The sequence below is a fragment of the Bacteroides stercoris ATCC 43183 genome (assembly GCF_025147325.1).
GTDB classification, from domain to species: domain Bacteria; phylum Bacteroidota; class Bacteroidia; order Bacteroidales; family Bacteroidaceae; genus Bacteroides; species Bacteroides stercoris.
Window position 1 is genome coordinate 3,757,817 of the sequence record NZ_CP102262.1, and the last position, 21,328, is coordinate 3,779,144.

Sequence of the window (21,328 nt, forward strand, 5' to 3'; positions counted from 1 at the left end):
TCAAAAGTCATTAGACGACAAGCAACCTAATATAAAAACATGTTACCATATGATTTATCATTTCCATTACTATTTGTGTGTTTTACATACACTCCTTAAATCATAAATCTGTTATACAAACTATAAACATTCCTCAAAAAGTTTGGCGACATTGGTGATATTTGATAATATATTAGGGAATTAGACGGAAAAATAGTAATTTTGCAAAGCAATAATTATTGATTTATAGATGGCAAATGCGGACCAAATATTGTCTTTGATACGTAATCATCTGAATAACGATGATGCACAATTTAGAAAAGTTGCTCTCCAGATTTCTGCTGTAGAGGCAAAGAATGGTCATGCAGTATTAGCAAGAACCATCCAGGAGCTTTTAAGTCAAAGAAAAACATCTTTTAGTGCTTTAAAGCTTATTCCACGTAATAAAGATGTGGATGACTTATTGCTTCAAGTTGAGACATACGATTGCTTGAAAAATATGGTGACGGACAAAACATTGAAAGAAAAGATAGAAAGAGTCATCAAAGAATTTACAAAGAGAGAAGAACTTAGAAAATATGGACTTGCCAATCGCCGCAAATTATTGCTCTATGGCGTACCTGGGACAGGCAAGACTATGACAGCAGGAGTATTGGCTAAAGAGTTGAATCTTCCTTTATTTATTGTGAGGACAGAGAAAGTCGTTACAAAATTCATGGGTGAGACAGGACAGAAACTTAGCCGTATCTTTGATTTTATAGATGAGGTTCCCGCAGTCTATCTTTTTGATGAATTCGATGCTATCGGTGCTCAGCGTGGAATGGAAAATGAAGTAGGTGAACAGCGCCGAATACTCAACACATTTCTTCAATTGTTGGAACGTGACTCATCAGACAGTTTCATTATAGCAGCGACAAATGCCATTGATTCGATAGACAAAGCGATGTTTCGACGTTTTGATGACGTTATTGAATATCGCTTGCCAGACTCCGGACAACGTATTCATCTGTTGCGTGAATATCTATATGCGGCTAAAGAACTTGATTATTCCATGGCAGCACCTCTGTTTGAAGGTATGAGCCATGCAGAGATAAAAATGGTATGTTCTGATATATTCAAAGAATCTTTGTTAAATGATGTGCCAATGAATATAGAATTGGTAAAGATGGTCGTTGACAAACGGAATCAACTTTGCCGTGAAATAAGTTGAATAAGGAGATAATATGCAAAAGGAACATTTTTTCTTAGGTAACCAAATAGCAGAACCCCGTTCTTTCACTCCAAGAGCAAAGGTTGTACCACCACCTGTTATTCCTGAAAGGAACAGACAAGAACATGCTGCATTTATCAAGGAAAGCTATAATGCAGTCGTTGAATATGCCATCACGGCTCTTTCTGAAAGGGAAAAGTGTGGTTTACCGTCTGCGGATGGTGTGTATATAAACCTTGACATGTCTCCCAAATTGGTTCCCCAAAAGTTAGCCCAAAGTAGTGGAGCATCCATTCTGAAAATCTCCGAAGATAAAAGTGACGGAAATGTTGATGTAACCGTATATATCAAAAATGAAAAAAAAGATTGGCTGAGCAAGAAGGCAGACGAGTATGCCGATGAAAAGTATAATACGAAAACAGGCAAACCTAAAAATACAGGCTTGATTGAACCTATCAACGCCATTAAGCCGGCAGATATACATGCGCTCTATACATCTACAGAAGATTTCGATAAACTACCTGATAATAAAGCCTTTTTATTCGAGTTGTGGATAACCAAAACAAAGGAATATGACACAGTAAAATTATCAGATGTCTTGGATAAACTTGCTATCTTAAAAGCAGGTAAAAATCATTTGGATTTTGATGGAGTAGATGTTTGGATGATAAAAGCAACCAAACAACAGTTATGTGAATTACCGCTATCTATCGGTTATATAGAAGGAGTGCGTCCCTATCATCAGCCATCGATACTTATAAAAAATCGGAGCGAAAGTCGCGAGTGGAGTGAACTGATTGAAGGAGAAATCCAATTTGCGCTTGATAAAGACAGTACAAGAATAGGCTTGTTGGACTCAGGCGTCAACAATGCCCATAAACTGCTGGCACCTGCTCTTCCTAATGACAGAATGAAAAGTGCTATCAGCGTGCCGGATACAACAGACCACAGTGACCATGGTACAGGTATGGCCGGACTTATGCTTTATGGAGATTTGACGGATATAACTTATCGACATGGAGGTCCGATAATCATAGAACAGGACTTGGCTTCCGTGAAGATTGTTGAGAACGGTCATACAACAGATCCGGATTTCTATGGAGCGGTAATTGAAGATGCTATCTATCAGGCTCAGACTATGGGGGCATCTATACAATGTATGGCTGTAACTGATGGTACATCGTATGACGGAAAGTCAACGTCAAGTTCTGCGTCATTGGATGAAAGCATATACCATAATGGCAAGTGTGACCGCTTGGTGCTCGTTTCAGCGGGCAACATTGAGCCCCCTGAAGTAGATGCCACAAATTATCTGGAGTCCTGCAAAGCCAATGCTGTACAAAGTCCGGCTCAAGCATGGAACGCATTAACAGTCGGAGCATATACGGAGAAAACGATAGTAACAGATGAAAGCTACAAGGCACTGGCAGCTCCAGGGAATCTGTCACCCATGTCAAGAAGTTCGTGGAGTTGGAGAAATGGTTGCAATAAGCCTGAAATAGTCATGGAAGGAGGTAATATAGCCTATCATCCTGTTTTTCAAACAACGACACATCCTGATTTAAGTTTGATTACTACCTGCCAAGATTTGGCGGAATCATTGGAACAGTTCCATGCCACAAGTGCGGCTACAGCATTAGCGACACGTCTTGCGGCAAAAATAAAAACAGCAACACCAGCTCTTTCCATGTTGTCTGTTCGTGGCATGATGGTACATTCTGCCAAATGGACACCGGAAATGATACGTATCGGTAATATCAAGGATATTATACCTTTATGCGGCTATGGCGTTCCTGATGAAGAGACGGCCTTATTCAGTAATGAAAAATATGCAACGTTTATATTTGAAAATGAGTTAATACCCTATTGGGAAAAAGATGGTTCAAACACCTATAATCAATTGCACTTTTATGATTTGCCTTGGCCAACAGAGGTGCTGGAACAAATGGGAGAAGAAAATGTAAAAATAAGAATCACACTATCTTATTATGTAAAGCCGTCTCCTGGATATGCGGGAAGAAGCAACAAGTATCGTTATCCATCTGCTACGCTGCATTTCGACTTGAAAAGTGCAAGCGAGAGTATGGAAGAGTTTCTTTGCAGAAGAAATAAAAGTGAAGGAGAAAAGAGAACTGACAATGATACTAACAGATGGACCATCAAACAACAACGTAGAGAACAAGGTACTGTACAATCTGACTGGATTGAATGTACGGCCGCTGAATTGGCTTCTTGCGGGCAGATAATTATTTATCCAGGCCAAGGATGGTGGAAAGAAAGGAAATTAGCTAATGTTGATAATGTTATCAAATATTCACTTATCGTATCAATAGAGACAACGAAAACTGAAATTTACGATGCCGTAGAAACGGCTATCAGTAATAGAATAGGAGTACAAATAATGCAAGAAGTATAGGAAATAAAGAAAAAATCTAATAAGCACTTGATTATTAATAAAGCATATGCGGAAACACAATGTCTTTATTTACATCAGATACAAATTACTGTTTCAATGACACTGTAGGCAGAGACTATAGATATAAACAACATCGTTGACAAAAAACAGGCAAAAAAAATATGCATTAGTTTGCAGAAATCGAACCTTTTTATTATCTTTGCAATCTCAAAGAGATAAAGATTACCAGATTAGTCAAGAAAAGCGATGAATTTAGTGTGATGCTAATTCAATGGCTTTCATAAAAGATAAAGTAATAAATGTGCAGTCATTCAAGGAGTTAGAATAAACCAAAGCAAAAGGTTCGATTCCTGGTGGCACCACTTTTAAAAATGATGTAATCCTTGAATTTCAATGAAATTCAAGGATTTTTCGTTAATGGCCTTACCAAATCCTTTTAACTATGATTGACTCACAGTATATCTTTCCGGCAACACTTTCTACCCTGACAATTCTGGCAACGGTACTGAATTTTACAGCACATTTTTCGAATGGTGAGTATCTTTCATGGAAAGCATTCAACAGAATATCACTTGCTACCCTTCTCTCCATGACCGTGTGTATTTTCGGGTCAACGTAACAATCTGAGGGATTTTATATTTAAGCATATAATTTAGCAAGTCTATATAAGAAAAAAGCTCTATCTCTTACTCCTCTGAACTGTGCTCTAAATGCTTTGATTTTAGCATTGAATGACTCTGCTGCGGCATTGGTTGCCCTCCTTTCAAAGAAATTGATTATATCCAGATAATGTGTTTGTATAGAACGTGCGACCCTTCCAAAGGTGAGGAACCCCGATTTATCTACTTCATCATACCACCTTGCCAGCCTTGTCAAAGCAATATCCTTAAACTTACACTGATGATAGATTAAGCCTAACCGCATAGACAGATAATATCCTTTCTTTATATCGGGATATTCCTTGAAAAGAATTTCAGCCCGTATTCTTTGAGACTGAGTCCATAAGGATTCCTTCTTGTAAAGCAGATAAATACTTCTCGCTAACAACTGCTTTCTTGTATCTCCATTAGCGAAAACAGGTGCATGATACATCTTTCCACAGGCCTTTGCATAAGCAAGCTGAGTGGACTCTTCATCCAAAGCCTCCCAGCGAGCTTTTACACGCATCTCCTGCACAGCTTCATAAGCTAACTTCTGTACGTGAAAGCGATCGGTAACACGTTTGGCCGCAGGAAAGCAGATGCGTGCAATCTGCTCCATGTTAGGAGCCATATCCAAGGTTATCTCGCGCACTTGGTAACGGCGGCGACGGGAGAGCTTAAGCAGGACAGAAGTGACCGTATGAACGTCCGTACCTTTAATGATGGCAATCATACTACCTTTACCACCGTGAGCTTCTTTATTGGTCAGTACAGTATAGAGTTCCCCACGCGAGAGGGCTACCTCATCAATACAGATATAAGCACCGATATTCTTTTCGAATAGTAGCCAATCCTCTGCATGAACAAGTTGGTCCCAATGGAGATAACCACTTAGATGGTTACGGTATTGACGCTCCAATAAATCCCCGTCAACTCCATATAAAACACCTAAGAGCTTGCAACTGATCGGATAGTTATCAATACAGTTCTTTTAAAAAAGACGCAAAATCCTGCGTCATACGAGTACCTTCAGCCACCATACGCCAGTTACGGGAGATATACTCATTATGCTTCTTTAAGAGCCAGCGACGACGACGAATATTAAGGAAGACCTTCTTGCCACGAAGAGGAAAATCCTGAACAATAACAGGATCATAAAAGCCTTTACTCTCAATATCCTGATCTGTATACTTCTCAGGAACGATATTTTTCTCCTCAAGGTAGATCACAACTTCATTTACGCTTTCCTTCACATCAACAAGATCAAAGTAGTCTAAAGTGCCTTCAGGAAGAAGAAGGCGATAACCGTTTAATTCCATAAGCTATGAATTTGGAGACAAAGATAACAATTTATAAATTTACCCCTCAGGTTTTTACATTGACCCACTATGATTTCAGCCATCCCATGTAGGTCATTCCCTTTTTCATCTTGGTATATATGGTAACATTCGGGACGATGAATAAAGCAAATCATATCCGCATCTTGTTCAATAGTTCTGGATTCTCGAAGATCACTTAATTGAGGACGTTTTCCATTAATGCCTTCACGTGATTCTACACCACGATTTAACTGAGAGAAAGCAATGATAGGAATATTCAATTCCATAGACAATGCTTTGAGTGAACGAGTAATTGCACTAACCTCTTCTTCACGATTACCAAAAGTCATACCACCGGCATTCATCAATTGGAGATAGTCAATTATTATTAGCTTTACTTGATATTCTCGCACAAGGCGAAATGCTTTAGTACGAAGTTCATAAATTGATAACGCAGGCGTGTCATCCAAAAAGACAGGAGCATTGTCTATTACTTTTTCTGCCTCATCCAATAAGATTTGTTCTTTTTTATTGTATAATTTAGACTTGAACCGTTCGATACCACTTATGTTTGATAAAAACCTATTCATAAATTGTACTGTAGACATTTCAAGGCTAAAGTAAGCAACTGGAACCCTATTAAGAATAGCGATATTTTTTATCATCGACAATCCAAATGCCGTTTTTCCCATTGCCGGACGTCCGGCAATCACAATTAGTTCCCCATTTTTCCAACCGCATGTGATGTTATCCAATTCTGTAAAACCAGATTGTATAGCATCCTCACTTACATGTTTATACTTGAATATATTTAACCTTCTCATATTCTTTTCCTTATTTAGTCTTAATGTCGCAAAGTAATCATAGTGCATATATCATTTCCTACATAGCTCACAGAAAAAGCCGCTACAATGATGCTGCAGCGGCTTCTCTAAAAATATATCTATACCTTATTTTAGGATTTTTCAATAAGGTTTGTGGGGACGCCATAACTTCAATGTCTCGCTTCTCACAACTCGCTGTCATCATTCATTTCAGACATGGCATTCATCATTTTGACTTGAATTTTAGCCATCCGTTTCACTTGTTTTGAGCTTAATGATTTTGATGTTTCAGCTTCTTTCAAGCTCTTCTCTAACTTCTTTGCTTTTTCAAGTAAGTCGGGATAATCAAATAATGCGTCCAAGCTATCATCATCATTTGCCTTTTTCATCATTGTTATATACTTATCAGCGTATGCTTCGTAGTCGTCTAGCATTTTGTCCCATTTTTTATCACCTGTATCAGAGAGTGTATCATCTTCATCGTTATCTTCGCTTTCATTATTACGACTTGCTAATGAGCCCCTCTTATCTTTTTCAATCTTTTTGCTAGTGATAAAAAATGTAGCAGCATCTTCGGGTAGTATGTCCTTTAGGAAATCTTTAAATAGTATCCAATTTTCATCCCCTTCTTTAGAGACCATATCTTTTAGAAGCCCATCAGCCTCAAAACTACTTGGTATATCCGTAAAATTAGCTATAGGTTGTCCTTCCTTATTACAAACGGTTAAGAAGAGTGGTCCATGATTGCCATCATGGAATCCATAATCTGATGGCTCTCCTTTACCTATGGATTTAATTTTTATTTGTATTTGTCCTTCAAGAAACATATTGCGTTTGCATTCCATTTTATATGTACCTTCAACAACCTCAAAGACATCCGACAAATAACCTTTTACTTTTTTCTCATAAGGTTTCAACTCAACAGTCTTATCTTCCGATTTCGTCTGTTTATTACCTCCACAAGAAGCTAAAAACAAAGCTCCTACAACCATAAAAACACTTTTACTTTCATAATTTGTTGTTTAATAAATTAATAATTTTATTAGTTATCGTATAATACTTTTTTAATTCTATCTGATAATTCTTCCAATCCCACTTCGTTTAAAACTTTCAATTTGGCTTCTTTTTCTATCAAAAGGGGATGCTTGGGATAGCCCTTTATAGTAGCCCCATATGCTTTGAAATGATAATTTCCACTGAACAAACTGATTATACCTTGTATGTTCTTATCTTCATTTCCGAATAACAGTTCAGACAAGTATGTCCGTTTTGTATCGTCAATAACCGCACCCCAAGCGCACCACACATCTGCCTGTTCAATAGTAGATAACAGTTCTTCTATGGCTGCAAGATTACGTAGATGAATCTCCATGCAATAATTATCATCTGTATCCATATTATTTGGATTAGTCGCTCTTTGCGGATAGACATTCAACATGTACCATGCTCCATATTCACCGCTTTTTTTTGTATAGGCTTGCACTCTCCTTAGTGTTGGATCAAGGAAGTTTGGCATTGCCATACTAGGATTGACGCCAATACAAATCAATACATTCCGTTTATCCGTATCGAATTGTTCCCCTAACACGTAACGCACATCTGTAAGTTCGCAATTATAGCTTCTTCGATATTTTTCTTCAACCTCATATTCATAAAACCAACCCTTTTGCATTATTTTTTTGTTCATACTCATAGTTTTTCTTGCGTTGCTTAGCATTTCTAAGCACAAAGATAAATCTTTTTTTCATCTTTACAAATTCAAAAACAATGTTTTATGAAGTCAGAGATCGATTTATTTGTGATTAATAAGATTAAAGAAAAGAGGAAAGAACTAAAAGTATCTCAGCGAGGTATGGCTGAGATATTAGATTGTTCCGCTGGTTTCATAGGACAAGTTGAAAGTGAAAACTCTGATACTAAATATAGTGTACATCAACTTTATCTCATTGCTAAAGATTTTAATTGCTCACCTGCTGATTTTTTCCCTCCGATCAACTCTAAAACTTAATAGCTTACAGGAGCGGCAAGGCACAACTGGTTCAGCAAATAAACTTTAGTTTCTGACTATCCGCTTTCGTCCTCTTTTTCGCTTCAACAAAGAATTCAAATAAGCGCTAGGTCTAAAATACACAACTCTCTTTGCAGGTATCTCAATAGGCACAAAAGTGCTAGGGTTCATTCCCCTCCTTGCAGGCTTTTGTTTTACAAAGAATGTTCCGAACCCCATAAGAAGCAGTTTCCCATCTTTTTTCATCTCTTCAATGACAATACCAATTATTACGTTGAGTAGCTTTCGAGATTCTTTTTTATTCATTCCCGTTTCCTCTGCAATGGCATCTACCAATTCCTTTTTATTCATACAATAATGTTTTTAGTTAATAATTATTCTATAGTCTCTATTATACTCATTCCAAGCTCTTTCGCAATATAATATTCGATTCTTGCCCCTTTAGACATCTGCCAATTATCAATAAGATAAATCGCCTCACAATCAAATAAAAGCCTCAAATCATCTATCATGTAATCTTTCCATGATTTATTTTTTATCGGAGGATTGATACGCATTGGATTTACCGGATTATAACCTTTTTCTAGTAACATTTTTTCAGCTCTGTCAAAATAGATTTTTGCCTCTTTTTCTTTCAGTCCTGTTATCTGTCCTGAGATGTATATTTTCATTAGTTATTGCTTTATATTCAGAGAAGATTTTCAAGAATCGTTCCGTCCTTATCAGATATGACGAGGCGTCATATTGTGATTTTCAAGTATATGACTTTACTAATCCAATATGACGCCTCGTCATATGTAGCACGTTTATACCTTATTAGTTATTGGCTTAATAGACAGCGTACCTTTTCAAGAACAACATCCTTTTCCATTTCCTGATTACCCCATATTTGAGCCATTTCCTTTATCCGTTTCATTGTCCTTCCGAAAGCGGCTCTTGATCCTTTTCCATAAATTCCCAAATCTTTTATTTCTTGCTCAATAGCCTTTAGATTTCCATTATAATTACAGACAATATTCCATATGCCAAAGTCCAAAAGGGTTTCTATTTTCACTTTGTTTGAGATGGCTCTTTCCGTAAATATCTTATCAAATTGAGAAAGAACTACATTTTTCTTTACACTAAACACTGATTTTAAGCTAGTATCTTTAATTCCTAGCTCTTTCTTTATTTTGCTCATATTTTCAAGTTTAACTTCAAAGCGGGTTTTCCCAACAAAATATTCAATAATCTTATCAGCATTTTCTACCAACCCCAAGAATCCTCTATTTTTAGCTTGCACTATTTCCACTCCCTTATCGTAGATACTTATCGCTTCTTTACTATTCGATGATTTAACATTCTTGGAGAACAAAATAGCTGTTTTATAGCGTTTCCAGTCATATCGCCGAAAATTGCCTGTACAAAGATTCAGGCTATCCAATATAGCTGGCGTAAGTTCTAATTCAACATCTTTAGTAATATGTAATTTGGTAACATAGCAGTCTTCCATGATACGGTCAATATCCAATGCACAGATTCCTGTTTCGTTTATATTCTGCAAACACTGAGCAAATGTTTCAGAAGATATTAATTTAGGATAATCTTCCCATAATACTTTAGAAGAAAATTCAATGCTCATCTTTCCTGATAATAAATTGGCATGGATATACAATTCAAATGGAACAATAGTTCTATTTCTCTGAGAATTAAAGGTTACTGACCTTATAGTTCTTTCATCCGACAAATCAATATCAGTTGTAAAGGCTGATTTATCCAATGCTTTGAGATAGGTACTATGTGTCACAATCTTTATTGTATCAAATACTAAGAATTCATTCATAATAATCATAAGTTTTTACTTATATATTTGGAGAGTAAAAGGATTAGATCACACGTTACCGAAGAAGATACGAATGTTAAACTTGATAGGGAGAATGAAACGCCTCATTCTCCCTATCTTTTCAATCATACCACAAGTATTGATAGCTTTCATCCGGCAGAATCAGCTCCATTGCAACAGCCTTTAGCTTATCTCTATTTTCTGAGACAATGTACTTTGTACAATCGTCAACAATCTCAATTACTGCATCTTTATCAAATCCGCACCCCTTAGTCAATACGTGAATATATTGCAGGATAATATAAGGAGGCAATGTAATCTTTTTCCTATTGCGATCTAAGCAATAATATCTTTTAGCCTTTTCACTTCGGTTTACATGTCCACATTCACTTCTCCTTATACAAGCAACACAAGATTTAGTATGCTCGCACTCTGTTTTAATATCCAATATCACTACTGTCCCGTAAAAGTGGATAAATAGTTCTTTGAAATTATTGAAATATAGTCAATTACACGTTTTTTTGAAATGAAACGGACTTGATTTTGCAACTTTGCAGTCTAATACAAATGGCTGCTATGTTCCAAGACAAATACGTATTCTCTCAATTAACCGCTTTTCTGAACAGGACTCAGTTCAACAACTATGTTCGCAAGTATGATGGCAACAGATATGTGAAACATTTCACTTGCTGGAATCAGATGCTCGCGATGATGTTTGGACAACTGAGTAACCGTGAGAGCCTGCGAGACTTAGTCGTTGCTTTCGAGGCGCATAGGGCCAAGCAATATCATCTTGGTTTAGGTCGTGAACCGATAGCCAAGACAACTCTTGCGACAGCGAACCAGAACCGTGATTACAGAATCTTCGAAGACTTTGCATTCTATATGATGAAGGAAGCCTGCGAGAAGCGGACGACCAACATCCTTGACATTTCCGGAAAGAAATATGCGTTTGATTCAACAACGATTCCGTTGTGTCTTGCAACATTCCCATGGGCAAAGTTCCGAAGCAAGAAAGGAGGGGTGAAAGCTCATGTCTTATACGACATTGAAGCACAAGTTCCTGCCTTCTATACTGTAACTACTGCATCAAAGCATGATTCCACAGCAATGTCTTCAATCCATTATGAACCAAATGCTTATTATATATTCGACAGGGCTTATGACTCCTTTAAAGAACTCTATAGGATACATCTTACAGACTCTTTCTTTGTTGTCAGAGCCAAGACGAACTTAAAGTATAAGACAGTCAGATGGAAGCGAAGAATGCCAAAGAACATAATGACAGATGCGGAAGTGAAACTGACCGGATATCTCTCCGAGAAAAAATATCCTGAGTCATTCAGACTCGTCCGATATTACGACGAAGAGGATGACCGTGAGTTCACTTTTTTGACGAATGCAAAACAACTTTCTGCACTGGATGTCGCCGATCTTTATAAGAAAAGATGGTTAATCGAGCTGTTCTTCAAATGGCTCAAGCAGCATCTCAAGATAAAGAAATTCTGGGGCACAACAGAGAACGCTGTTCGCATACAAATCAGTGTGGCTATTATCACGTACTGTCTTGTGGCTATTGTCCAACATGATATGAAGTTGAAACGTTCAACCTATGAAGTTTTACAAATTCTCAGCATATCATTGACTGACAAAACCCACTTGCGTGACCTGTTCGACAAGACTAATTTCAATGATGTCAAAGATCTAAATGATCCCCTGATTCCGGGGCTTTTTGATTAATTGTTTAACTCGTCCCATTTTAACGGGACACTAATGATCCAATATCTCACTTTTTGCAAGCTCATCATAGTAATCTCTTTTCATATAAATATGTTTTTTAATGAATAATCTTCTTCTAAAGTCCATTCCTTATTCGATTTAATTTCTTCTGCAGCAGTAACATCAAGAGGTACTTTTTTAATAAAAACAAACATGCCCTGTGACTTACGAACTAATTGAAACCCCAGCCCTTTTAAACGTGACGAAAATGTCTTGCGTGAACACGCATGGCAGTTTGATTCGCTACAATAATTCATGTATCCCTCAAACAAATATTTGAGCGCCATACAGTCTTTGTTTTCTGTTGATTTTTCATAGTTACTATCATCAATGAAAGACGCTACACTATCAGCGTCAACCCGATACTCGGCTAACGCTCTATCTACCAATTCACTTTTAGAGAAACAACCTTGTGCAAGCAATCGCTCTGCACCTTTGATTATCCAATTCAAGATTCCGCTCAGTTCATTTTGTATAACTCTTTCGCCAAGTGTTCTATCTTGCTTTTCTACCGGAATTTGATTGAGAAAAGGTAGAATCATCAATCTTCTAAAATACGCATTCGTATATTCTATATTCTTAGGTAGTTCATTACAAGCAAACAGTAGGCTTGCATAATCATATATAGTATACGGATCCATATATAGGCGCTTGGCAGTCATGGGTTCTTTGGATACCAGCCTTTTAAAGTTGGATATATTAAATTTAGAACCCATTTCATAGCATATATTCAATAGTTTGTTTTCCAAATCAGCAACTGTACGGCTCTCTTCTGCACACAAACTCTCAACAGAACGCTCTACAACATTATCTCGCCCTAAGGCAGCAGAGATAATATTTATTATCAAACTCTTACCTTCTCCACCATGTCCATATAAAAGCAAAGCCTTCTGATGGTTGAAACGAGGAAAGAAAATGCTGGCAATATATTCTTGTAATATCATTTGTCCGTCCAAAGGCAAAGCTTCATTCAAGACTCGCTGGAATTCAGGAGCAGTGGCATCAGGTTTATAGCTATAATTCAACTTATAAAAGAAACAATCTCTTTTATCAAAAGGACGTAGTTCTACAAAATTAGCTCCAAATACAACTGTTCCATTGTCGCAATTTATTTTAACAACGTCTGTATTTTGAGTCTCCATGTCTTTCACGACCGAGCGGAATTGCTTATACAACTCTTCCCCAAACCGATGGTGTTTTGCCTTATACTCATGGATTTCCCCAAGATTAGCAACAGTTGTAAGAAGCTGAGTTATTTCTTTAGAAGTTATCTGCTCCCAATGGGTTTTCACATATATATAATGTGTACCACCTCTCCACACAAAATCAGATTCTGCTTTATCAGCCAACCACAAGACAGTATTTACCACCTCTACGATCAAACCAGCTTTACTTTTATCATTATCCAGACTTTTGAAAGAGATGTTATGTTCTTGGACAAGTCTACAGAGCTCATTCAGTACGTTTCTTTTTACTGCATCCATTGTTGTTTACTGATTAAGCGTTAGCACTACTTTTTCTAAATCTGAGAGAAGAAAGAGAGACCTACGACCTACTTTTCTACATTTTAGATGTCCTTGTTGGACTAACCGTCCTAAAGTAGAGAGGCTAATTCTTAACAGTTCGGCTGCATCATTGCGCCCCAAGTAAGCGGGAGCAACATTTCTCTTTTGAGATTGCTTGTTTTGAGCACTCAATACAGCAGTAACAGCCGCTTCTACTTCCGCTCGTACTAGAGCTTGAAGTTCTTTTGCATCGCATACAATAATATTTGCCATAAGCATTTTAATATTAAATTTTTGATGCAAAACTACAATAGTAAAAAATAGCAAGCAAACATTTATACACTCTTAAACACTAATACAACATCTGATAATCAGACACTTAAACAGGTTGCATTAAAGTCGAAGCGCCCAGCGGGAGCTAGAGAAAATAAATCCAATGTTAATAATGATTAAATAATTTCCGTTTAACAAAAAGAAGCATTTAAAAGGTCATAATGGTTGATATTTTACTCAGCAGAGTATCCTCTTTCTTCATATGAACTTCATTATCATGCAGGAGAAAGGAATTGTTCAAGATGAACATTCTATATTATCCATATACACATCTAATTTTTCCAAAAAGGAAAAGTACATACCAATGATTAAGCCGCTCTCTCTTTGAGAGACCGTCAGAACAGATTGTAGACGTAGAACGCCTTTGGGAAATAGGAGATATTAATTAGGGCAGGTTGTGCGGCGTTCTACGCCCACAACCTGCCCTCCGCTCTCTCAAAGTAAAATTAATATTAAAAGAAAAAACACTTTATTTTGGAAAAAGAAAAAAGAATAAGTATAAGAAAAAAACTACATTTGCTACATTATCTACATCAATGAGGATTAGACGAAGAATTCGTGTGTTTGCAACAACTGGGCATTTTCCTCTTTACTAATGCGGATGTACTTCATGAATGAAGTTTCAGTCTTATGCCCAGTAATTGCCATTATTGCTAGCGTAGGCACGTTTCGTTTATACGCATTGGTAGCAAAACTCCTACGGGCTGTATGGGTAGTAACTTTGTCACATTTACGGGCTGTACATTCCTTATGTGTTCCACCAACGGTTTCGGTATATGATATAATTTCCGTAATACCAGCCTGTTCACATAACTTTTTAAGCATTCGGTTCGTTGATTGGTTACATTGCGGTTTCGGCAGTTTGTTTCCATAGCGCTCCAATATCTCCTTTACAATTCGATGTATCGGGATCACGACTTGATTACGTGTTTTATAAGTAACTATTGTTATTGTGTTTTTTTCCAGATTAATATGCTCCATACTTAGTCTGGATATGTCAGAATATCTTAGCCCCGTATAACACGAAATCAAGAAGCAATCCCTAACCTCTGCCTGATTAGTTGGCAATTCAAGAGCATACAAGGCAGCTAACTCGTTTTCGGTAAGGTAGATTGTATTTGCTTCTTCCTTTAACGGAACGAAGTCCTTCTTGAATACACTATTATTTGTAGTGACATTGTTATCGAAAGCATGGCGCATGAACACCTTAATCGTCTTTATAAACTTACCAATTGAGTTCAGTTTGTATTCACCGTTATGATGCTTTATATCATATAGAAAGTTTATGAAGTCATTACGAAATTCTAGATTAACAGCTTCTATCTTTATCGTTATATTACGGGCTGCTGCATATTTCTTTAAAATATTCCTTGTGGATTTATAGGTAGCTAAGGTAGCTGGAGACAATTTTGTACCATCCACATTTAGTATTTTACCTTGTTTGCATAAATCCATGTAATAGTCTATATAAGATATAAAGTCGGGGAATATCGGTTTCTCTTCTTCCTTCTTCTTCTTAAGTGCCTTTATTAACTCTTCCTTTATCAGACTGGCTGTCGGAGTTATGTCCCGACTTTTGTAGCTCTCTATTATTTTAATTAAGGTATTAGTCGTTTTTTCAATTTCTTTATTGATGTTACGCAGCGCAACTTGCAGCATGGGATTGCCTTTTAGCTCGTTATTCCTTTTGACATCTTCTATGGCTTTTCCTGCTTCCTTATCCCAATATGAAGATTTGATTTTGTATTCCACTGGTAGGCAGTAGCTAAAGCGAACCCCACCGATCGTCATACGCAGACGTATCAAGGAGAACTCTTGCGTTGCATTCTTCAGTGAGTATTTGACGCAGTTCTGAGTAAAGATATTCTTATTATTCATATATTTGTAGGTTTATAACTAACAGAACTTTTTCAAGAGTCGTTCCTTTTTATATAGACCTTAATTTCTGTTTTCAAATGATTTGCGAACAATGGAACTCCACAATATGACAGATACGTCATAGTGCCCCAAAGTTACACATTTATTGCATAAAAAGTTAGAAACCTATCAATCAAGTCCTTGTTTTTTCATACTTTTACGGGAAATATGAAATGATATGTCTACAATAGAATTAACAGAACAGGAATTGACTATCAGAAAGCAACTTATTAAGGTCGCTTCTGAGGGGAAGACATTATATTATTCCGACTTAGTGAAAGAAGAAGATGCTACTCTTGTATATAGTCTGGGAACAATATTAGAAAAGATTACCCGATACGATATAGAGAACAAACAACCTATCTTGGCATCTATTGTTGTACTCAAATCCACAGGTTTACCTAGCGAAGGATTCTTTGAGCTCTGCGACACACTGGTTATAGATGTTCGTTTAAGTGATTTACAGAAAGAATGTTTTGAGTATTGGAATAGACACAATATATAGCTTGATATTTAGAAATGGAGGAAATCACATGCAAAGAACTTTTGAGCTTCAACAAACAGGCAATTCTAATTTTACAACTTGTTCTGCTAAAAAGTAAATTGTAAAAGAGATAACTAAAATATGGATAAACCAAAATTATAATTATCTTTGTGATTAGGTATAAAAATAATAAAAATGAGAGGATTTGTAGGTGGTTTTATCGGAGGTATAGTTTTCATATGCATTGCTATAGCAATATGTCTATTTTGTCATAGACATAATTCTGTCATACACCCTATACACATTGCAAATATTGAAGCTGTGCATGATTCTATTTCAATCGAAGAAATTAATGCAAAGATAGAATCAATAAACAAACTTAAAGAACAAGGTGTATTGTTAACGCCACAAGAGTATACAAACAATGTTGTTAATTACTATAATACAGTTATAACATTTTTAGTTGCTTTACTCGCAATATTTTCTTTGGTTACATTTTTTCATTTAAAATTCATTACTGTAGATGAAGTAAAGAAACAAGTAAAAGAGCTATTGAGGAAATCCCCAGATATACAAAATGTAATTATTGAAAATACAAAAGGCAAGATAGAAGAACTTCTTTTTGATACTACAGAAAGAATTAACAAATTAGAAGCCGAGCTGAAAGACCTAAAAGAGTCATCAGAATGGGATGAATTTGAAGATGATAGCGAAGTTAAAAATAAAGCTGATTTAAAAAGATTGAAAGTAAAAAAATAATCATGGGAGTTCGAGGAATAAGACGAAAAGGAGCTTCTCCAATTAAATTGAATGCAGAAGCGATGTTAGATTATGCATCTCATAATGATTTGATTATTAATAATCAATTAGATATAGATCGCTTAATTAAAGATTATAATATAACAATTAGGAAAGCCCCCTTGTCACCTGAAATATCAGGTAAATTGGAAAAAGAGGGGGAACAATGGACAATAGTAGTGAATTCTAAGCATAATGACGCTAGGCAAAGATATACTTTAGCGCACGAATTCGCCCATTATTGTTTACATCGGAATGATTACTCAGTATTTGAGGACACGGCTTTTTTTAGAAAAGAGGAAAATAAAACTATGATAGAGTATGAAGCAAATCAATTTGCTGCAGAATTACTTATGCCTGAGAAATCTATAAAAGCAGCAATATCAGAAGATATTTTATCTTTAAAAGAGTTAGCTAAAAGGTTTGGAGTATCTCTTATTGCTATGAGAAACAGACTTATTGATTTAGGTTATAAATTGATTGACGATGAAGAATAAATATGGACTTTTGTTTAAGACTGGAGATTCAGAGATAAGGGCTCTTAGAAACTTTTCTAATAAAAAAGGAATATTTCCTATTATAGAATTAACAAGAGGTCGAAAAACTAAGAAAGACACGATTGGAGATATTCAAAAGCGGATAGATCAGTTAGCAGAATGTTTTGGCAACATGGATATTATTTTAGATTTAACTACGGAGCCAGCATTGTCCAGTACTCAAATTGATATGTTTTATATACCAGATAACGGATATAAAAACTGGATTAACTTTTTAATAGAAATAAAGGAGAAAGATATATTCAAAGACATTTATCCTTCAATATTATTAAATGTTGATGATGATTATTTTGAAGATAATTTAGAAAAACAAGTATCTTCAATTTTGAAAAAATTTAGCGGAATTTCCTATAGATGTAATATTGAAGATGAAGGATATAGCGATGATATAGATATTATATCAAAATCAATATCAAGTGACAAAAAATTCTTTTTTATTATTGATTGTAGCTATATCCGAGCTTCTGAATTATCTTCATGCAAAGAACAAGCTGTGAGGATTATTGAAGATGTTTATAATAAAATACCTCATGTAAACTTCATATTGGCATCAACATCATTTCCTGACAAAATCGGTGAGGATGATTCATCTACACTTCAACTAACAGAAATCCGCTTATACCGAGAGGTTTCAAAGGCTATTCCAGATATAAGTATCATGTATAGTGATTATGGTAGTATAAATCCTATTAGAAATGATAATGTCATAATGGCAAATGGCTGGCGACCAAGAATTGACGTTCCTTTAGAAACAGAAATTTTTTACTATCGGAGAAGAAAGGTACCTAAAGGATATGCTGTAACCTATTCCTTAGTAGCTGTAGATGCAACAAGAGATAAGAGATTCCCGTCTGAAATTAAAAATTGGGGAATAAACCAAATTATTATTGCAGCAGATGGCGCTTCTCCAGGTTCATCACCTTCATTTTGGATATCTGTCAGAATGAATATTTACATCGAGCAACAATTAAGACGTCTATCGTTAAGATAATATTCATTTTAAAACAGAATAGTTTCTTAAAGAAAGGATTGATACATCTTCAAAATGTACCACCTCACCTTTATTCTCAATAAAGTTTTCATACTTATATGATATTATACTTTTCATATAAGAGTGAAGGCTATTTTTCACTATTTCTCTTTTACAATTCATCAATTTTCCTCTTACTTGATCTGCAGTCAATGTAGAAGGGAGTGAAAAATATTTTTTTAAAAAAAGGGCTGGAATTGTATTTAAAGCATCTTCTTTGGAGAAGACTTTTTGTTCAAGAGCTCTTCTCTTTTCTGAGATTGTACCGTCAGGATTAAACACATAAATTCCAACTTTTTTTTGATGAATATTTCTAATATTTGCTAGATGATTTTCTGTAGTTATTACATATATGAAATCAAATATTTTTCTATAATTAGCTAGCTGGTTCTCTATTCGTCGTAGATCATCATTGTATGCCTTTATCTCAAATGCATATAATTTGCCATCAGCAACTAAAACCAAGTCAGCCAAAAGACGATTAGTACCATACATTACTTCTTGCCCAATACAAATATTATCAGAACAGAAAGAATTTAATATATGGTCGATAAAACGAGCTTTAATAATGAAACTATTACTATCTAAATTCATACTACAAAATTACATAGAAAATATAAGGGCTGCAATAAAACATGGAAAAGAGAATATACTTTTAACATCTTGCTAGTGGAGCTCATATGATACTTTCTGCCTCATGGCAATGGAATAGAAGAAACAAAATTTCACACAAGATTTAGAACGTATCACAAACTTTTTTTGCATATATTCATTGCAATCAACCATGAGGTAGTGCCCATTATGGTGCTCAATTCCATAGTCCTTTATGACTTATTATGACATTTCATGCACTCGTTCCAGCAAACTAAAGCATTTCTGTAAAGACCAATAGTGATCAATACAACTCAGTTCGATTCCCATTTATCTCTCTGGTGGCACCACTTTTAAAAATGATGTAGAAGGTGTGTCGTAATGCACGATGCACCTCTTTTTTGTTCATCACTATACAAATCTGTTCATTTTCTTTAAGCTGCGATAATTCGAAGATTTCTTTGATTTATGTGTCTCCAGCATCTAAATAAAGCGACAGTAAGTTCATAAAACCATCCAATCAGCCATTTCGTATCTTCTTTTGTCAGTTTTGCACACATTTTTTTTATATTGAAGGCAATGGCTAGGAAGGCAAAGTCCATGAAGACCTTGTCCTTTCCAAAATGTCGGAAACGTTTGTAGTTCATATTGTTTTTAATTTGTCCGAACACGGCCTCCGGTTCTATGCATCTCTGCCCTCTGTGTTTCAGTCCTTTCTCAGAGCAGAGCAGTTCTTTGGCTCTCCGCTTGTATTGTCTAAGCCTATGATTCAGTTCTATCGTCCTGTTTCCTTTTGCTTTAAAACAGCGGCATCGCAGGGGACAACCTTCACACCTGACAGCTCTGTACCGTGCATTTTCGCTGACATATCCGGATGCGGTTTTCACATTCCTGGTGCCTATCCTCCGCATCCTTTGCCCCATAGGGCAGATGCAGAAGTCATGTTCTTCATTGTAGTAGAAGTTTTCGGCCTTGAACGGGGCCGGTTTGAATCTCGGCCGCTGCTCCATGTGGAAATAGTTGTACTTTACGTAGGCTTCCATGCCGTTTTCGGACATGAAGCGGTAATTCTCTTCGGAGCCATAGCCGGAATCAGCAACCACCGTATGGGCCATCCGTTCATACCTGTTTGAAAAAGATTGCAGGAAAGGAATCAGGGTCAGTGTATCCGTAGGGTTCGGGAAGAGTGCAAAATCGGTGATGAACTGATTTTCGGTGCCGATTTGAAGGTTGTAACCGGGCTTCGTCTGTCCGTTGCGCATGGCATCCTCCTTCATTCTCATAAAAGTAGCGTCCTTGTCCGTCTTGGAATAGGAATTCCTCTCTTGCAGTGTTTCCAGATGGCAGTCGTATTCCTGCAGTTTGTCCCTGTGTTCTTCCAGTTCCTTCAGCTGTTTGCGTTTCTTTTTCAGTTCAGTCTTTTCCTCTTTCGCGGATGGCTCGGAAACCTGTTCCAGTGCATGACGCAATTCTCCTGCCATTTCAGTCAGCATGGCCGGAGTGAACTCAACTTCCTCATTGTTCTCTGATGACTTCTCCTGAGCAATGACATCGTCTATCTGCCCTAACAGGACATGTATCTTCTTCATCAGGCGTTCACGGTTCCGCTCAACCGTTTTTCGCCAGACGAAAGTGTACTTGTTGGCTTTGGATTCGAGCTTTGTCCCGTCAATATATTCCACATTCAGGCTGATGAAGCCTTTGGAAGAGAGAAGAAGTACGGTTTGCGTAAACACTTCGTTAATTTCCTTCTTCACCCGGTTGCGGAAACGGTTGATGGTAATGAAATCCGGTTTCTCATATCCGGCCAGCCAGATATAATGGATGTCACGGTGAAGGAGTTTTTCAATTTTCCGGCAGGAGTAGATGTTGTTCATATAGGCATACAGAATGACCTTGAGCATCATCTTGGGGTGGTAAGGGCTGCGACCGCATTCCTTATACAGTTTTCTGAAACTTTCAAGATTCAAGCCCTCAACCAGGGCGTCAACCATGCGCACCGGATCGTTTTCTGCAATATCCTCATCAATTCTTTGAGGAAAAAGAACGGTTTGGTTGGGATTGTAAGGACGAAAATGTATCTTTGTCATAGTAAAGAACTTATGCTTAAAGATA

Annotated in this window: 20 protein-coding genes and 1 pseudogene; 8 read left to right on the forward strand and 13 right to left on the reverse strand. The window is 36.6% G+C overall.

The window, feature by feature from the left end:
- Positions 1-229: 229 nt before the first annotated feature.
- Positions 230-1,189, forward strand: a complete 960-nt coding sequence (locus NQ565_RS16015) for an AAA family ATPase (RefSeq protein WP_005656965.1) — start codon at positions 230-232, stop codon at positions 1,187-1,189.
- A gap of 13 nt (positions 1,190-1,202) precedes the next feature.
- Entirely contained in the window at positions 1,203-3,605 is a 2,403-nt protein-coding gene (locus NQ565_RS16020) for a S8 family peptidase (protein WP_005656967.1), read from the forward strand.
- 639 nt (positions 3,606-4,244) lie between these two features.
- On the opposite strand, the gene NQ565_RS16025 is transcribed toward NQ565_RS16020, so the two are convergent.
- The 5 genes and pseudogenes from NQ565_RS16025 to NQ565_RS16045 form a co-directional block, all read right to left on the reverse strand.
- Positions 4,245-5,213: an ISAon1 family transposase gene (locus tag NQ565_RS16025; protein ID WP_445291860.1), complete on the reverse strand. Its 969-nt coding sequence runs from the start codon at positions 5,211-5,213 to the stop codon at positions 4,245-4,247.
- 10 nt (positions 5,214-5,223) lie between these two features.
- Complete coding sequence (locus NQ565_RS16030; RefSeq protein WP_005656973.1) at positions 5,224-5,565, reverse strand: ISAon1 family transposase N-terminal region protein; 342 nt, start codon at positions 5,563-5,565, stop codon at positions 5,224-5,226.
- A 50-nt stretch (positions 5,566-5,615) separates the two neighbouring features.
- A pseudogene (locus tag NQ565_RS16035) lies at positions 5,616-6,389 on the reverse strand (DnaB-like helicase C-terminal domain-containing protein); the annotation flags it as partial.
- A gap of 185 nt (positions 6,390-6,574) precedes the next feature.
- Positions 6,575-7,381: a DUF6591 domain-containing protein gene (locus NQ565_RS16040; protein ID WP_005656977.1), complete on the reverse strand. Its 807-nt coding sequence runs from the start codon at positions 7,379-7,381 to the stop codon at positions 6,575-6,577.
- 50 nt (positions 7,382-7,431) lie between these two features.
- Positions 7,432-8,076: a DUF1643 domain-containing protein gene (locus tag NQ565_RS16045; protein WP_005819844.1), complete on the reverse strand. Its 645-nt coding sequence runs from the start codon at positions 8,074-8,076 to the stop codon at positions 7,432-7,434.
- A gap of 87 nt (positions 8,077-8,163) precedes the next feature.
- On the opposite strand from NQ565_RS16045, the gene NQ565_RS16050 reads away from it, so the two are divergent.
- Positions 8,164-8,397, forward strand: a complete 234-nt coding sequence (locus tag NQ565_RS16050; protein WP_005656981.1) for a helix-turn-helix domain-containing protein — start codon at positions 8,164-8,166, stop codon at positions 8,395-8,397.
- 45 nt (positions 8,398-8,442) lie between these two features.
- Here the strand turns inward: NQ565_RS16050 and NQ565_RS16055 are convergent, their stop codons facing one another.
- The 3 genes from NQ565_RS16055 to NQ565_RS16065 form a co-directional block, all read right to left on the reverse strand.
- Positions 8,443-8,748, reverse strand: coding sequence for an HU family DNA-binding protein (locus NQ565_RS16055; protein ID WP_005656986.1), 306 nt, complete (start codon positions 8,746-8,748; stop codon positions 8,443-8,445).
- A gap of 23 nt (positions 8,749-8,771) precedes the next feature.
- A complete protein-coding gene (locus NQ565_RS16060; RefSeq protein ID WP_005656989.1) occupies positions 8,772-9,068 on the reverse strand; it encodes a DUF4406 domain-containing protein in 297 nt (98 codons plus the stop codon).
- A 149-nt stretch (positions 9,069-9,217) separates the two neighbouring features.
- Positions 9,218-10,219 (reverse strand): hypothetical protein, encoded by a 1,002-nt coding sequence (locus tag NQ565_RS16065; protein WP_139168224.1) that lies wholly within the window; start codon positions 10,217-10,219, stop codon positions 9,218-9,220.
- 576 nt (positions 10,220-10,795) lie between these two features.
- Here NQ565_RS16065 and NQ565_RS16070 point away from each other — a divergent pair.
- On the forward strand, positions 10,796-11,959 hold the full coding sequence (locus NQ565_RS16070; protein WP_016660807.1) for an IS4 family transposase: 1,164 nt from the start codon (positions 10,796-10,798) through the stop codon (positions 11,957-11,959).
- A gap of 80 nt (positions 11,960-12,039) precedes the next feature.
- Here NQ565_RS16070 and NQ565_RS16075 read toward each other — a convergent pair whose 3' ends face one another.
- From NQ565_RS16075 to NQ565_RS16085, 3 genes are all read right to left on the reverse strand, one after another.
- Positions 12,040-13,482, reverse strand: a complete 1,443-nt coding sequence (locus NQ565_RS16075; protein WP_005656993.1) for a DNA primase family protein — start codon at positions 13,480-13,482, stop codon at positions 12,040-12,042.
- A gap of 6 nt (positions 13,483-13,488) precedes the next feature.
- Complete coding sequence (locus tag NQ565_RS16080) at positions 13,489-13,776, reverse strand: helix-turn-helix domain-containing protein (protein ID WP_229088300.1); 288 nt, start codon at positions 13,774-13,776, stop codon at positions 13,489-13,491.
- 603 nt (positions 13,777-14,379) lie between these two features.
- Positions 14,380-15,714, reverse strand: a complete 1,335-nt coding sequence (locus NQ565_RS16085; protein WP_005656998.1) for a tyrosine-type recombinase/integrase — start codon at positions 15,712-15,714, stop codon at positions 14,380-14,382.
- Positions 15,715-15,931: 217 nt separating this feature from the next.
- Here NQ565_RS16085 and NQ565_RS16090 point away from each other — a divergent pair, with 217 nt between their 5' ends.
- The 4 genes from NQ565_RS16090 to NQ565_RS16105 all read left to right on the forward strand — a co-directional run bounded on the left by NQ565_RS16090 (position 15,932) and on the right by NQ565_RS16105 (position 18,583).
- A complete protein-coding gene (locus tag NQ565_RS16090; protein ID WP_005656999.1) occupies positions 15,932-16,258 on the forward strand; it encodes a hypothetical protein in 327 nt (108 codons plus the stop codon).
- Positions 16,259-16,432: 174 nt separating this feature from the next.
- Positions 16,433-16,996 (forward strand): hypothetical protein, encoded by a 564-nt coding sequence (locus NQ565_RS16095; protein WP_005657001.1) that lies wholly within the window; start codon positions 16,433-16,435, stop codon positions 16,994-16,996.
- Between the two features lie 2 nt (positions 16,997-16,998).
- Positions 16,999-17,532: an ImmA/IrrE family metallo-endopeptidase gene (locus NQ565_RS16100; protein WP_005657002.1), complete on the forward strand. Its 534-nt coding sequence runs from the start codon at positions 16,999-17,001 to the stop codon at positions 17,530-17,532.
- On the forward strand, positions 17,522-18,583 hold the full coding sequence (locus NQ565_RS16105; RefSeq protein WP_005657003.1) for a beta family protein: 1,062 nt from the start codon (positions 17,522-17,524) through the stop codon (positions 18,581-18,583). Before NQ565_RS16100 ends, NQ565_RS16105 begins: the two co-directional genes overlap by 11 nt.
- A gap of 3 nt (positions 18,584-18,586) precedes the next feature.
- Here NQ565_RS16105 and NQ565_RS16110 read toward each other — a convergent pair whose 3' ends face one another.
- Together NQ565_RS16110 and NQ565_RS16115 are read right to left on the reverse strand one after the other, a co-directional pair.
- Complete coding sequence (locus tag NQ565_RS16110) at positions 18,587-19,216, reverse strand: sce7726 family protein (protein ID WP_005657005.1); 630 nt, start codon at positions 19,214-19,216, stop codon at positions 18,587-18,589.
- A gap of 431 nt (positions 19,217-19,647) precedes the next feature.
- On the reverse strand, positions 19,648-21,303 hold the full coding sequence (locus tag NQ565_RS16115; RefSeq protein ID WP_005656266.1) for an IS1182 family transposase: 1,656 nt from the start codon (positions 21,301-21,303) through the stop codon (positions 19,648-19,650).
- Positions 21,304-21,328: the final 25 nt, after the last annotated feature.